The 12,905-nt window shown below is 44.9% G+C and carries 16 protein-coding genes; all 16 read left to right on the top strand.

What is annotated here, in order from left to right; genetic code table 11:
* Window positions 1–167: 167 nt before the first annotated feature.
* The 16 genes from ACN6KS_RS20515 to trpE all read left to right on the top strand — a co-directional run bounded on the left by ACN6KS_RS20515 (window position 168) and on the right by trpE (window position 12,883).
* On the top strand, window positions 168–440 hold the full coding sequence (locus ACN6KS_RS20515; protein ID WP_036676223.1) for an HU family DNA-binding protein: 273 nt from the start codon (window positions 168–170) through the stop codon (window positions 438–440).
* A 117-nt stretch (window positions 441–557) separates the two neighbouring features.
* Window positions 558–806, top strand: a complete 249-nt coding sequence (gene mtrB / locus ACN6KS_RS20510; protein ID WP_042190204.1) for a trp RNA-binding attenuation protein MtrB — start codon at window positions 558–560, stop codon at window positions 804–806.
* 94 nt (window positions 807–900) lie between these two features.
* The gene (locus ACN6KS_RS20505) at window positions 901–1,443 is read left to right on the top strand and encodes a hypothetical protein (protein ID WP_341135331.1); all 543 of its coding nucleotides are present in this window, start codon (window positions 901–903) and stop codon (window positions 1,441–1,443) included.
* A 115-nt stretch (window positions 1,444–1,558) separates the two neighbouring features.
* Window positions 1,559–2,428, top strand: a complete 870-nt coding sequence (locus ACN6KS_RS20500) for a heptaprenyl diphosphate synthase component 1 (RefSeq protein WP_440960382.1) — start codon at window positions 1,559–1,561, stop codon at window positions 2,426–2,428.
* A 3-nt stretch (window positions 2,429–2,431) separates the two neighbouring features.
* Entirely contained in the window at window positions 2,432–3,184 is a 753-nt protein-coding gene (locus ACN6KS_RS20495; protein ID WP_094870064.1) for a demethylmenaquinone methyltransferase, read from the top strand.
* Entirely contained in the window at window positions 3,177–4,052 is an 876-nt protein-coding gene (locus ACN6KS_RS20490; RefSeq protein ID WP_042190197.1) for a UbiA-like polyprenyltransferase, read from the top strand. The genes ACN6KS_RS20495 and ACN6KS_RS20490 overlap by 8 nt, the downstream gene beginning before the upstream one ends.
* A complete protein-coding gene (locus tag ACN6KS_RS20485) occupies window positions 4,049–4,651 on the top strand; it encodes a UbiX family flavin prenyltransferase (RefSeq protein WP_042190195.1) in 603 nt (200 codons plus the stop codon). Before ACN6KS_RS20490 ends, ACN6KS_RS20485 begins: the two co-directional genes overlap by 4 nt.
* A 4-nt stretch (window positions 4,652–4,655) precedes the next feature.
* A complete protein-coding gene (locus tag ACN6KS_RS20480) occupies window positions 4,656–5,516 on the top strand; it encodes a menaquinone biosynthetic enzyme MqnA/MqnD family protein (protein WP_094870063.1) in 861 nt (286 codons plus the stop codon).
* Window positions 5,513–6,481 (top strand): polyprenyl synthetase family protein, encoded by a 969-nt coding sequence (locus ACN6KS_RS20475; RefSeq protein WP_094876383.1) that lies wholly within the window; start codon window positions 5,513–5,515, stop codon window positions 6,479–6,481. Before ACN6KS_RS20480 ends, ACN6KS_RS20475 begins: the two co-directional genes overlap by 4 nt.
* Before the next feature lie 99 nt (window positions 6,482–6,580).
* Window positions 6,581–7,024: a nucleoside-diphosphate kinase gene (ndk, locus tag ACN6KS_RS20470; protein WP_094876384.1), complete on the top strand. Its 444-nt coding sequence runs from the start codon at window positions 6,581–6,583 to the stop codon at window positions 7,022–7,024.
* Window positions 7,025–7,051: 27 nt separating this feature from the next.
* A complete protein-coding gene (locus tag ACN6KS_RS20465) occupies window positions 7,052–7,855 on the top strand; it encodes a CheR family methyltransferase (protein ID WP_094870060.1) in 804 nt (267 codons plus the stop codon).
* Between the two features lie 107 nt (window positions 7,856–7,962).
* Window positions 7,963–8,124: a hypothetical protein gene (locus ACN6KS_RS20460; RefSeq protein ID WP_170880309.1), complete on the top strand. Its 162-nt coding sequence runs from the start codon at window positions 7,963–7,965 to the stop codon at window positions 8,122–8,124.
* 213 nt (window positions 8,125–8,337) lie between these two features.
* On the top strand, window positions 8,338–9,507 hold the full coding sequence (gene aroC / locus ACN6KS_RS20455; RefSeq protein WP_094870059.1) for a chorismate synthase: 1,170 nt from the start codon (window positions 8,338–8,340) through the stop codon (window positions 9,505–9,507).
* 2 nt (window positions 9,508–9,509) lie between these two features.
* Entirely contained in the window at window positions 9,510–10,613 is a 1,104-nt protein-coding gene (gene aroB / locus ACN6KS_RS20450) for a 3-dehydroquinate synthase (RefSeq protein WP_094870058.1), read from the top strand.
* On the top strand, window positions 10,607–10,981 hold the full coding sequence (aroH, locus tag ACN6KS_RS20445; protein ID WP_042190180.1) for a chorismate mutase: 375 nt from the start codon (window positions 10,607–10,609) through the stop codon (window positions 10,979–10,981). The genes aroB and aroH overlap by 7 nt, the downstream gene beginning before the upstream one ends.
* A 336-nt stretch (window positions 10,982–11,317) precedes the next feature.
* A complete protein-coding gene (gene trpE, locus ACN6KS_RS20440; RefSeq protein WP_094870056.1) occupies window positions 11,318–12,883 on the top strand; it encodes an anthranilate synthase component I in 1,566 nt (521 codons plus the stop codon).
* The last annotated feature ends 22 nt before the right edge of the window (window positions 12,884–12,905 follow it).

The raw sequence follows: 12,905 nt of genomic DNA, 5'->3' as shown, positions 1-12,905 counted from the left end.
TTGTCTAACTGCTTGAATTTATGGATGGGCTGTATTACTATAAGTTTGTTGCGCTTCAAGGTCTATGGGCGCCAGTGTTCAGTAATAAACGGGATTATCACGTATATTTTACGTTTAAACGGAAACAGTGTATGATACCGGAAATTTACTCAGGGAGGTGAGAAAACATGAATAAATCTGATTTGATCAATGTAGTTACAGAAGCAACTGAACTTCCCAAGAAGGATGCTACTAAAGCTGTAGATGCGGTTTTCGAAGCAATTACAGAAGCGCTGCAAAGCGGTGATAAAGTACAACTGGTTGGATTCGGAAACTTTGAAGTGCGCGAACGTTCCGCACGTAAAGGCCGTAACCCACAAACTGGTGAAGAAATCGAAATTCCTGCAAGCAAAGTACCGGCATTCAAACCTGGTAAAGCGCTGAAAGACGGAATCAAATAAAGATTTCTACATATCAATCCCATAGTCTTTTTAAGTAACAACTATGCCGCCCTCCAAGGCGGCATTTGTTTTTTGGAATAGCATGGGTTGTACATTAGGTTTAGAGGAGGATCAGCGATGACGGATAAAAATACGAGCGAAAATCCGCTTCCGACAGGTAGCGACTATATTGTGGTGAAGGCTAAAGAAAATGGCGTTCAAGTCATTGGGCTAACTAGAGGTACGGATACGCGCTTTCATCATACAGAGAAGCTAGACAAGGGTGAGGTGTTGATTGCCCAGTTTACCGATCATACCTCAGCAATGAAAATTCGCGGAAAAGCTGAGATTTTAACGAAACACGGACAATTGGAAAGCGAAAGCTGAAAAGCAGGCATAGCCTGCTTTTTTTCAAAATATAGTAAGGGTGAATGATCATATCCACAAAAAAGTGGGTACTATGGATAAGGGGGGCGTGTCCATGAACAAAGCCTGGTTGATTGGTGCCGTATTACTCTTGACTGCGACCTCTGCTATTATTTTGCCGAAACTGGCAGACTTAGACTCATCCGTACAGCAGAGAAATGGGACAGTGGAGACTTTTACCGGCAACCATAACACAGTGCTTGACAACGACAATCTTGTTGATGTTCTGGGCGCTCTTCCGTTGACCTTACCCATAGATAGCGTAGGCTGGGAAGATCATGTTCTGTCACTGGATCTGAAAGTGAGCGGGAACGATCATGAACCTGAGGAACTCTATCAAAATATGGCTCAGGCTATATCCTTTGCCATTCAAGAAACCTCGAATGTGGATCAACTTCTACTTCGCATTGTGGTAGAAGATAAATGGCTTGGTAGCCGCCGGCTGCTGTTAGCCGGGGATATCAGACGTTCTGAGTGGTCTTATACGCTGCAAGATGAACTTCAGTCTGCGGGTAATCATCCTATATCGGATCGTCTCAAAACGGACTTCCGCATTAGTGAAACCGAGCTCTGGAAGAAACAGTTCATTTATCCTTGAATGGATTAAAAGAAACTCAGGCGTACCACAGTGCGTGACAAAAAAACATGTGATATAATAGACAAGATTGTGAACAAAATGAATTATTATTATGTCAATGGCTTCGGAGGCTGAAATGAAACCGTACTGCATACCGCAACTGGCTAAACCCTACACCGACTACGACATGATTCAGAAGCATACGGATTTGCCGCCGTTTTCTGATGGCCGGGGTCATTTGTTATATATTTTTCTAAATCATGCTTCTTCTGCAAAAGGAAGTGCCGGAGAGTTGTACACGCTTGTGACAGCGCTTGTTCAACTAGGTCTGGATACGCATGAGGTCATTGACCGTTCGAATGATAGACGGGGGGGAGACCCTATGCGTTCCCGTCAATTGAAGGTACTGGCTGGCGATTACTTCAGTAGCTGGTTTTACCATTTGCTTGCAAAGAGTGATCAGATCGAGATGATTGGAATCTTGAGTAAGGCGATTGCAGATTTCAATGTCTTGAAAGCGAATCTCTACGTGAAGATGAGAGGCATACGTCTTTCGGCTGAACAATACTTGCGGCACATGGTACAGCTGAATATGCGGCTGTTCCTTTCTTTTACGCCTATGATTGAGAACTCCTTAGTGGAGTTGTGGGAGAAACTGCTGGCAGAATTCAGTCAGTATGAGACCGTTGCTATTGAGCTTCTTCGTAGTGATAATCCTGCGAATGCAGGGAATGGTTATTGCTACTGGAAGATGATGGAGACTGCAACGGAGGAAGAACGCAAGCAACTTCAAGACCTGAACCTTGATCAGAAGGAATGGAAGATGCTGAAAATGAAATATAAATGTGATTCGCAACTGACGGACAAGCTTCATCAATCGCTTCAGTCTATTCAGGGACTATTGCAAAGCGTTAATGACGAGAGTTTACTTAGAGAGCTAGAGATCGCGCTGGATCGTTTTCTCCTGCAGATGAAGGTCACAGGACAAGCAGCCGTGGAGGGTTAAGGGATGACTATGGAAAAAACGACAACTGCTGTAGGTGACAACAGCAAACCAAAAGAGCAGTTTGTACATTCCGTATTTGAGAGTATTGCTGGAAAATACGATTTGATGAATGACATCCTAAGCTTTCGCCGCCACAAGGCATGGCGTAAATTCACGATGAAGAAGATGGGGATGAAGCGCGGGGATTCGGCCGTTGACCTATGTTGTGGAACCTGTGATTGGAGCATCGCTTTGGCGGAAGCCTCGCAGACTGGCAATGTAATCGGACTGGATTTCAGCGCAGGTATGCTTGAAGTAGGTCGCCGCAAAGTGGAAGAGCGCAAGCTTCAGGATCGTATTTCCCTGGTGCAGGGCAATGCTATGGAACTGCCTTTTGAAGACAATGCATTTGATTATGCAACGATTGGATTCGGACTACGCAATGTGCCAGATCCTGTTCAAGTGCTTAACGAAATGAAGCGGGTAGTAAAACCTGGTGGAATGGTTGTATGTTTGGAGCTATCCAAGCCGATGAAACAGCCGTTTAAAGGTGTATATTTCTTTTATTTCCAGCGTGTGCTTCCATTGCTTGGTAAGTTATTCGCGAAAAGGTACGAGCAATACAAATGGCTGCCAGAATCGTTGGCAATGTTCCCAGACCGGGAGCAACTGGCCACTATTTTCCGTGAAACCGGACTTCAAAAAGTGGAATCCTTCCCCTTGACCGGAGGCATCGCGGCATTACATATTGGGCTCAAGGAGAACGGGAATGTTTAAGAAAATCGGTATCTTTTTACAAATGATTAAGTTTGAACATACAGTATTTGCTTTACCCTTTGCCTTTATGGGTGCTTTACTGGGATCCGTTGTCATGAATGATAGCCTCCCATCCTGGAGTCAAATTGGCTGGATTGTAATCGCTATGTTTGGAGCACGCAGTGCAGCTATGGGATTGAATCGATTGATAGACCGAATCAGTGATGCCAAGAATCCACGCACAGCGGGAAGAGCGATTCCTGCAGGGTTACTTAAGATCGGTGAAGTTGTCATTTTTATAGGCATTTCGTTTTTCTTGCTCTTTTGGGCAGCCTTTAAATTAAATCCTTTGTCAGCTAAACTGTTACCTATCGCTGTATTCCTTCTTGTTATCTATTCATTCACTAAGCGCTTTACATGGGCATGCCATCTTATCCTCGGCCTCACCATTGCGCTTGCACCGCTGGGCGGCTGGGTAGCTGTGACCGGTAGTGTGAATTGGACTTCAATGGTATTTTACTTCACAATAGTGTTTTGGACGGCTGGTTTTGATGTTATATACTCTTGTCAGGATGTTGAGTTTGATCTTAAAGAGGGCTTGAAATCCATTCCGGTGCGGTTTGGGGTTCAGGGCGCGCTAGTTATTGCTCGCGTGTTTCACATTCTCACGGCGATTGGATTCGTATCGCTGTTGTTTTTGACGGATTTAAGCTGGTGGTATGTAGCAGGTATGATCCTCGCTTATATTATTCTTTTTTATGAGCATTATATCGTATCTCCGAGTGATCTCAGTCGGTTACAGACAGCTTTTTTCACTATGAACGGCGTGCTGAGCATCGTGGTGTTCTCTTTCACTTTGATTGACTTGGTGGTGCATTTCAAAAAATGACGCTTACTAAACCGAAAAACTTCGTGGTTGGAATTACAGGGGCAAGCGGTGCTATTTATGGTATTCGTCTGATCGAAACGTTGCTATCGCTAGGCTACTCCGTTCATTTGGTAGTAAGTAATGCGGGCTGGCGCGTTTTTAAAGAAGAACTAGGTTATATCGCATCAGACCGGGAAGGCTTTTTGAACGAAAAGTTCAAAGGCTATCCCGGTTCTCTACTTTATCATCCTGTCGCTGATATCGGTGCATCTATTGCAAGCGGTTCGTTTCGTGTGGAAGGGATGATTATTATGCCTTGTTCCATGGGAACATTGTCTGCGGTTGCTAATGGAACCTCCGACAATCTGATGACTCGTGCTGCTGATGTTATGCTTAAGGAAGGACGTCCGCTGGTCCTTGTTCCTCGTGAGACACCTCTGCATGCTATTCATCTTGAGAATATGTTGAAGCTGTCCCGTCTGGGGGTTCGGATCATTCCGGCAATGCCGGCGTTTTACTTTGGGCCACAAAGTATGGATGATCTGATTAATTTCATGGTGGGTAAAGTGCTTGACAGCTTTAATATTGAACATCAATTATTTCGCAGATGGGGGGATTGAAAGGATGGAGAATAACAGCCACACCATCATAGGCAAAATCAGCTATACTAACTCATGGCCGGTATTTCACAATTTTCATCCCTCTGCACTGAAATATCCGGCAGAGATGGTGAGTGAGGTACCTGCCATTCTTAATCAGGGGATGAGTCGTGGAACGATTCATGTGGGTGCATTATCCTCTTTTGCGTATGCTGAAGCCAGCGATAAGTTATTGCTGTTACCTGATTTATCGGTAAGCGCGGACGGTCCTGTGAGGTCAATATTTCTTTTTTCTCGGGTGCCTCTTGCACAGATAGGTTCCGGTACGATTGCTGTTACGAACACTTCTGCAACATCGGTAAATTTGCTGAAAATTTTAATGGAAAAGGCTTTTGGCAATAAACCAGAATATATTAGCGCTAATCCTGATTTGGATGCCATGATGCATCAAGCAGATGCCTGCTTACTCATTGGTGATCATGCGATTAAAGCCTCTTGGCAGGATCAAGGGTATATCGTTACGGATCTGGCGGAGCTTTGGAAAGAATGGACGGGCTTAGGGATGACCTTTGCAGTCTGGGCAGTGAATCGAAAAGCTGCGAATGATAAACCGGAAGCCATTGCGGAGATTGCAGAAGCTTTTGCTGAGAGTAAACTGCGGGGTCTAAGTGATTTAGATCCTATAGTACTTGCAGCCTGTACGACAATTGGAGGGACTAAGTCTTATTGGGAAGGGTACTTTCGCAATTTATGCTATGATTTTGGAGAAAGGCAGCAGAAAGGTCTGAACCTCTATTTCCGCTATGCCTATGAGATGGGTCTGCTGCCGCAGGCAGTGAAGATGGAGATTTGGAGTCATAAACTGTTGACACGGGTGAAAGAATGAAACGACTGCAAATATTCGGATTACTGAACAGAGACATGGATCAGATTGAAAAAGATTTGTACCGTAGCGTACAGGGTGATGACGACCTACTAACTGAGACTTCTCTGCATTTATTAAAAGCTGGCGGTAAAAGATTGCGTCCCGTATTCGTTTTGATGGGTGGGAAATTTGGTAAGTATGATCTTGAGAAGCTGAAACGTGTGGCGATACCGCTAGAACTCATTCATAGCGCTTCACTAGTTCACGATGATGTCATTGACGATGCAGAACTGCGCCGAGGTGAACTTACTGTTAAGGCCAAATGGGGCGATAAAATTGCCATGTACACCGGTGACTACATATATGCGAAAGCACTGGTGATGACGACGGAGCTGAAGAATCCGCGAATTCATCAGATTTTGTCCAAGGCCATGATTGAAATGTCGATCGGAGAGATGGAGCAGATTCGTGACTTCTTCAACAGTGAGCAAAGTGTGCGTCATTACCTGCGGCGGATTCGCCGCAAAACAGCGCTGTTGATTGCAGTCAGCTGCCAATTGGGTGCACTTGCTGCTGAAGCTGAACCAGAGGTGGCTCGTCTACTTTATAATTATGGATATAATGTAGGGATGGCCTTCCAGATTCGGGATGATTTACTTGACCTCTCAGGCACCGAGAAGCAAATCGGTAAACCTCCAGGTAGTGATATGCGGCAAGGGAACATCACCCTCCCTGTCATTTATAGCCTGGAAGATGAAAGATTGCGAGCTCCGCTTCTTGAGGAGTTGAAGTCTATTCGTGAAGGGCACAGTACAGTAGGGCGTGCTATTGATCTTATTCTTTCTGGAGACGGAATTGCCCGTTCTGAGGAGTTGGCTTCGCGTTATATCGCGAAGGCACTTGCTGCGCTAGATCAGTTGCCTAACAACAAGACTAAGCGTAATCTGCGCGATATTGCCTTTTTTGTAACAGGCAGAGCTTATTAGTATTTTGGTGATCGTGAAATTAAACGTTTCCAGAAGGCGCGGTTTCTGTTAAGATAGCGTCAAAACAACCCAGCTAATGGGAAATTGGAGAGTGCCTCTATGGAAAAGACGTATCTGATGGTCAAACCGGATGGAGTACAACGTGGATTAATTGGGCGTATTGTCTCACGCTTTGAAGATAAGGGCTTTAAGCTGGTCGCTGCAAAGCTGATTACAGTCAGTGAAGACCAAGCAAAAAGACATTATGCGGAGCATGCTGGCAAGGACTTTTTTGCAGAGTTGGTTTCTTTTATAACTTCAGGTCCTGTGTTTGCAATGGTATGGGAAGGTGATGATGTTGTAGCATTATCCCGTACGCTCATTGGTAAGACGAAGGTAGGAGAAGCCTTGCCGGGTACGATTCGAGGCGACTTTGCCAGCCATACACCGCTTAATTTAATTCATGGATCTGACTCGCCTGAAAGTGCAGAACGAGAAATTGCTAATTTCTTTACTCCAGATGAATTGAATCTTTATAGCAAAGAGATCGCAGTCTGGATGTAGGAGCCAAGCGGGAGGCGGGGGATTAACATGTCTGATCGTAATGTTGCAGCATTAACAGCAGATTCAGATTACATCGGGTTTATTCATCATGTTAAGCAAAGCACCGGAATTGATCTGGCTCAATATAAAGAAGCGCAGATGAAGCGGCGTTTAACGACTCTTCGTGTGAAGAATGGATATCAAACCTTTAGTGATTTTTTTGCCGCAATGATGAAGGACAAGGAATTATTTTATGAATTTTTGGACCGAATGACGATTAATGTTTCCGAGTTTTGGCGGAATCCGAATCGGTGGGAAGTACTGCGAGATATCATTCTTCCTGATTTGCAACAATCTGGCCGCAGATTGAAACTGTGGAGCGCTGCATGTTCCACTGGAGAAGAGCCCTATACGCTGGCTATGATTTTATCGGATAAGAATTTATTGGGACAGACTGGCATTCTGGCTACGGATATTGACGACGGTGCGCTTTCTAAAGCAAAGCAAGGTTTGTATCTGGAACGTTCTTTGAAGGATGTGCCTAATGATGTTGCTGCGCGTTATTTTAAACCCGAGGGTCCATTATTCAAGGTTAGCGACACACTTAAGAAAAACATAGATTTCCGTAAACAGAACCTACTGCTGGACAAGTTCGATGAGGGTTTTGATCTTATCATTTGTCGCAATGTAATGATCTATTTTACTGAAGAGGCGAAGAATAAGCTCTACCATAAGTTTTCGGCTAGTTTACGTCCAGGCGGGTATTTGTTTGTAGGCAGTACAGAGCAGATCTTTACGCCAGCGCAATATGGCTTTGAATCGACGGAAACCTTTTTCTATCGTAAAAAATAAATACTTCTTGCTCCTTCATCTGTGTACTTTTTTAGGTATACTTTCGCTATCGTTCAGTGATACTGGGTAGTAGAATCTGTAAGCTAAGCGAAAGGATCGTTAAACTGATGGACAAAAGCAAGGTCATTGCCGCGTACAAACGAGGCTTTATTACCGTTCGTGAGTGCGGGCAAATTCTCGGTGTAGAAGAAATGCAATTGAAGCGCCTTCTGCAACTGGAAGAGCGTAAGTCTACATTTCCTTCAACAAGTCAGCGGATCGGAAGCTAACAAATGCCGGACCGTGCCGAGGAGCGCCATTTATACTCTATTGAGTATGAATGGCGCTTTTTCTTTAAGTCAAAGCGCATTCATTTTGCCGCGAATGGAGTTGTTTTGGGGAGATCCCTTTCTTGTCAAAGAGGATTGCCTATACTATAATGAGCAAAGATCATTAGGATTTTAGCGGTTTACAGTTTAAAAGTATAAAAGGGGGAACGCAGCATGAGTTTGCGCTATTTAACAGCGGGGGAAACGCACGGCCCCCAGCTTACGGCCATTATTGAGGGATTGCCAAGTAATTTGACATTGGATTTTGAAGAGCTTAATTTTCAATTACAGCGTCGACAAAAGGGTTATGGACGCGGACGTCGCATGCAGATTGAGAAAGATACGGCACAAATTGTAGGTGGAGTGCGTCATGGCTATACTACAGGTGCTCCAGTAGCCTTGATAGTAGAGAATAAAGACTGGACTCACTGGAAGAACATCATGAATATCGAGCCTATTCCTGGCAGTGACGAAGAAAAACGCCGCGTAAATCGGCCGCGTCCTGGCCATGCAGACCTGAATGGCGGATTGAAGTACAACCATACGGATCTTCGTAACGTACTGGAACGCTCCAGTGCTCGCGAAACAGCAGCCAGAGTCGCATGTGGCGCTGTAGCGAGACAGCTGCTTGCAGCTTTTGGCGTGAAGGTAGCAGGGCAAGTTATTCGTATCGGTGAAATTGAAGCGCCTGCTAACGATCTGCCTATCGATGAGCTGATTGAGCGGACAGAACAGTCCTCTGTCAGAGTTGTCGACAAAGAAACGGAACAGAAGATGGAGGCTTACATAGATCAGATTAAGGAAGAGGGCGACTCCATCGGTGGAATCGTTGAATGTATCGTCGAAGGACTTCCTGTCGGACTTGGCAGTTATGTACAGTCTGACCGGAAGCTTGACGGAGCAATCGCTGGGGCGGTAATGTCGATTAATGCATTCAAAGGCGTTGAAATTGGCATTGGGTTTGAAGCTGGCAAATTGCGTGGATCGCAAGTCCATGATGAAATTATGTATGAAGCTTCTAAAGGATACTACCGTGCAAGTAATCGCTTAGGTGGTTTTGAAGGTGGTATGACTAACGGCATGCCTGTTGTAGTTCGCGGTGTCATGAAGCCGATCCCTACCCTTTATAAACCGCTTCAAAGTGTGGATATCGACACCAAAGAACCATTTACAGCGCAAGTCGAGCGTTCGGACGCTTGTGCGGTTCCAGCGGCATGTGTTGTTCTGGAGAACGTAGTGGCTTGGGAAATCGCAAAAGCATTCCTTGATAAGTTCGGTGGCGACTCCCTGGAAGAAATTAAAGCGAACTATGAAAATTACCTATCACAGCTGGAGAGTTACTAATTATGCGTACAATTAATGTAGATTTAGGTGACCGTTCGTATCCTATTCTTATCGGTAGTGGATTACTAAAGGACATTGCCCATTATTGTGCTGAGGCCGGATTTTCGGAGCGTAGTCCACTGTTAGTAGTGAGTGATACTGAAGTAGCACCAAGGTACCTGCCAGCTCTTGAAGAAGCTTTGCGTTCTCACGGTTATACAGTGGTTAGTCACATAATGACGGCAGGTGAAGCCTCTAAATCATTAGCCGTGTATGAAGAAGTTATGACAACCGCGATTCAAGCTGGATTAGACCGCAATTCAGCGGTTTTAGCTTTAGGCGGCGGAGTGGTTGGCGATTTAGCAGGATTTGTAGCAGCAACCTATATGCGTGGAATCGGGTTTTTGCAAATTCCGACGACGATTCTAGCTCATGATAGTAGTGTGGGTGGTAAAGTGGCTGTCAATCATCCATTAGCCAAAAATATGATAGGGGCCTTCTATCAACCGTCAATGGTACTCTACGATTTGGACACACTACGTACTCTTCCAGCACGGCAAGTTTCATCAGGTCTGGCTGAAGTGGTAAAGCACGGTCTCCTCGTGGACAAAGAGTTCGCCTATTGGTGTCGTGATCATGCCGAAGAGCTGCTAGCGCTGAATGTCGAAGCCTTAGGTTATGCTTTAGAGCGTGGCTGTGCAATTAAGGCAGATGTAGTGGCGAATGATGAGCGTGAGCATGGACTTCGGGCGATATTGAACCTTGGACATACGATCGGACATGCCATTGAAGCCGTTGGTGGGTACGGTGTGTTTCTGCATGGAGAAGCGATTGCGATTGGGATGGCGGGTTCAGCGCTATTGGCTGCGAAGCTTGGGCGGGATGCTTCTATTTATGAGGATACTGTATCTATGCTGACCGCGTTGTCACTGCCTGTACGGCTTCCTTCCGAGTATGATGAAGATGAACTGATGGACGCTATGATGCATGATAAGAAATTCAAGGAAGGCAAGATGACCTTTATCGTGCCTGATGCCATAGGCTCTGTAAGCATTGTGAACGATGTGCAGGAGTCGCTTGTGCGAGAGGTTCTCGCAGAGCTTAAGAAGGAGGGAAGACCGTGGTAAACCGAGGAATTCGCGGAGCAACAACCGTGACTAAGAACGAAGAGGCAGAGATTTTACGTGAGACCGTTATACTGCTGCGGGAGATCGTAGAACGTAATGATGTTATCGCTGAGAATATAAGCAATGTCTGGATTACGATGACCAATGATCTGGATGCTACATTTCCTGCAAGAGCTATTCGTGAGATTGAGGGCTGGGAAATGGTTCCACTTATGTGTTCAACGGAAATCCCGGTTAAAGGAAGCTTGCCGATGTGTATCCGGTTGATGGTACAGATTAATACAGATAAATCGCAGCGTGAGATTCGCCACGTTTATCTGAATGAGGCTCAGAAGCTACGTCCGGATTTATCAGAGAGTAAGTCTTAAATTGTAGTTGTGGGTTGTCAATGACCCTTGTCATCATGTATAGTGTAGTTAGCCGAGTATAGAAGAGTTTAGTTTAGTTGAGATGAGTATAGTTGAGCAGAGTGCGAGAAGTTTTTTTAGATTAGCATGTACCGTGTAAGCAGAGTCTTTATTTTGATATGCACTGAAGTCATTTATCATCAGTGAAATATCTTATTTAGGGATAAGTCTGTAGACACTACATAATAATGCTGATCAATGCTCAAAAACATATACTTACTAACACAAACCCTCTACTTCGGTAGAGGGTTTTTTTGTATTTCGGAACCATTCATATATCTAAGGGGGCATCTAACAATGACGAATCCAAGTGTTCAAGAGGTGGTAAAGCTGTCGCGGGATTATAATCTGATTCCTGTTGTAAAGCGACTGCTCGCGGATATGGAAACACCTATCCGGTTATTCCAACGTTTCGCTGAACGTGATCGCGCGTTCTTGCTTGAAAGTGTAGAGGGTGGAAAACAATGGGCACGGTATTCGTTCATCGGTAGCGATCCCTTTTTGATGATATCCGGTAAAAAGGGTGCAATTAACGTAGAAGTCGGCGGAGAGAAGAAGCAACTATACGGAAAGCCGATTGAGGAGCTTAAAGCGTTACTCCGTTCATACCGTAGTCCTAAGCTTGACGAAATGCCTCCATTTACTGGAGGGGCTATCGGATTTTTCGGATATGATCTGCTTCAGTATTATGAGAAGTTACCTCAGCATCCTGTGGATGATCTCCAAATGGATGATATAAGATTTATGTTTTGCGATCGGATCATTGTTTTTGACCATGTGAAGCAACAGATTCTGCTTGTTGGTAACCTGCATGTAAAAGACGGAGATACAGATTCGGATATCCGATCCAATTATGAAAGCCTGAGTCGTAAGCTGGAGGCAATGGCCGAAGATCTGCAAAAAGAAGGCCCTAAGGAAAATGTGAATCGCCGCAGCATTCCGCAGGATATCGAGCTTGGAGAGATTCATTCTAACCTCACTAAAGAGCAGTACATCAACAATGTAGAACAGGCGAAAGAATATATTCGCTCAGGCGATATTTTTCAAGTGGTATTGTCACAGCGGTTGCATATTGAAACGGAAGTTTCTCCATTGCATGTATACCGGATGCTCAGAACTCTTAACCCCTCTCCTTATATGTACTATTTGAAAATGGACGAGGAGATTATTGTTGGCACATCACCTGAAGCGCTCGTAAAGGTGGATGGAAATCGTGTGGAAACAAGGCCAATTGCTGGAACTAGACCAAGGGGTGACAGTGAAGCATCAGACCGGGCGTATGCTGCCGAGCTCTTGGAGGATGAAAAAGAACGTGCGGAACATTTGATGCTTGTTGATCTGGGTCGTAATGATCTAGGGAGAGTATCCAAATTTGGTTCAGTAAAATGTGATTCCTTTATGGAGATTGAAAGATACTCCCATGTCATGCACATGGTCTCGAATGTGTCAGGCACGCTCAGTGAGGATAAAGATTTCTTTGATGCTTTCCTCTCCTGTCTGCCAGCCGGTACCGTCTCAGGTGCTCCTAAGCTGCGGGCCATGGAGATTATCGCTGAACTTGAACAAGAGGCACGTGGTGCTTACGCTGGGGCTATTGGCTATCTGGGATTCTCAGGAAATATGGATTCATGTATCACCATTCGTACCATCATCTTCCGGAAAGGTCGTGCGTACGTACAGGCCGGAGCAGGTATCGTTTGGGATTCGGTTCCCGAGAAAGAGTATGAAGAAACGGTGAATAAGGCGAAGGGCATGCTGAAAGCTATTCGTATGGCAGAAGCTATGTTTCCATCCGAAGTGAAAGAGAAACAAGTTATCAACCAAGATTATATGTACGAATATACCCCTGAACAAGTGGTTTGATTTATATAGTAACTCATTAAGG

The sequence above is a fragment of the Paenibacillus nitricinens genome (genome assembly GCF_052056485.1).
Taxonomy (GTDB): Bacteria; Bacillota; Bacilli; order Paenibacillales; family Paenibacillaceae; genus Paenibacillus_AQ; species Paenibacillus_AQ nitricinens.
Note: the sequence above shows the minus strand (reverse complement) of the source record. Positions and strands in the feature narration are given on the sequence as shown.

Bases quoted from the DNA above. Each gene is read 5' to 3' on its own strand.
- ACN6KS_RS20515 (WP_036676223.1), top strand. From the start codon at position 168: ATGAATAAATCTGATTTGATCAATGTAGTTACAGAAGCAACTGAACTT.
- ACN6KS_RS20505 (WP_341135331.1), top strand. From the start codon at position 901: ATGAACAAAGCCTGGTTGATTGGTGCCGTATTACTCTTGACTGCGACC.
- trpE (WP_094870056.1), top strand. From the start codon at position 11,318: ATGACGAATCCAAGTGTTCAAGAGGTGGTAAAGCTGTCGCGGGATTAT.
- ACN6KS_RS20490 (WP_042190197.1), top strand. From the start codon at position 3,177: ATGTTTAAGAAAATCGGTATCTTTTTACAAATGATTAAGTTTGAACAT.
- aroB (WP_094870058.1), top strand. From the start codon at position 9,510: ATGCGTACAATTAATGTAGATTTAGGTGACCGTTCGTATCCTATTCTT.
- ACN6KS_RS20475 (WP_094876383.1), top strand. From the start codon at position 5,513: ATGAAACGACTGCAAATATTCGGATTACTGAACAGAGACATGGATCAG.
- mtrB (WP_042190204.1), top strand. From the start codon at position 558: ATGACGGATAAAAATACGAGCGAAAATCCGCTTCCGACAGGTAGCGAC.
- ACN6KS_RS20500 (WP_440960382.1), top strand. From the start codon at position 1,559: ATGAAACCGTACTGCATACCGCAACTGGCTAAACCCTACACCGACTAC.
- ndk (WP_094876384.1), top strand. From the start codon at position 6,581: ATGGAAAAGACGTATCTGATGGTCAAACCGGATGGAGTACAACGTGGA.
- ACN6KS_RS20460 (WP_170880309.1), top strand. From the start codon at position 7,963: ATGGACAAAAGCAAGGTCATTGCCGCGTACAAACGAGGCTTTATTACC.
- ACN6KS_RS20485 (WP_042190195.1), top strand. From the start codon at position 4,049: ATGACGCTTACTAAACCGAAAAACTTCGTGGTTGGAATTACAGGGGCA.
- ACN6KS_RS20465 (WP_094870060.1), top strand. From the start codon at position 7,052: ATGTCTGATCGTAATGTTGCAGCATTAACAGCAGATTCAGATTACATC.
- ACN6KS_RS20480 (WP_094870063.1), top strand. From the start codon at position 4,656: ATGGAGAATAACAGCCACACCATCATAGGCAAAATCAGCTATACTAAC.
- ACN6KS_RS20495 (WP_094870064.1), top strand. From the start codon at position 2,432: ATGACTATGGAAAAAACGACAACTGCTGTAGGTGACAACAGCAAACCA.
- aroC (WP_094870059.1), top strand. From the start codon at position 8,338: ATGAGTTTGCGCTATTTAACAGCGGGGGAAACGCACGGCCCCCAGCTT.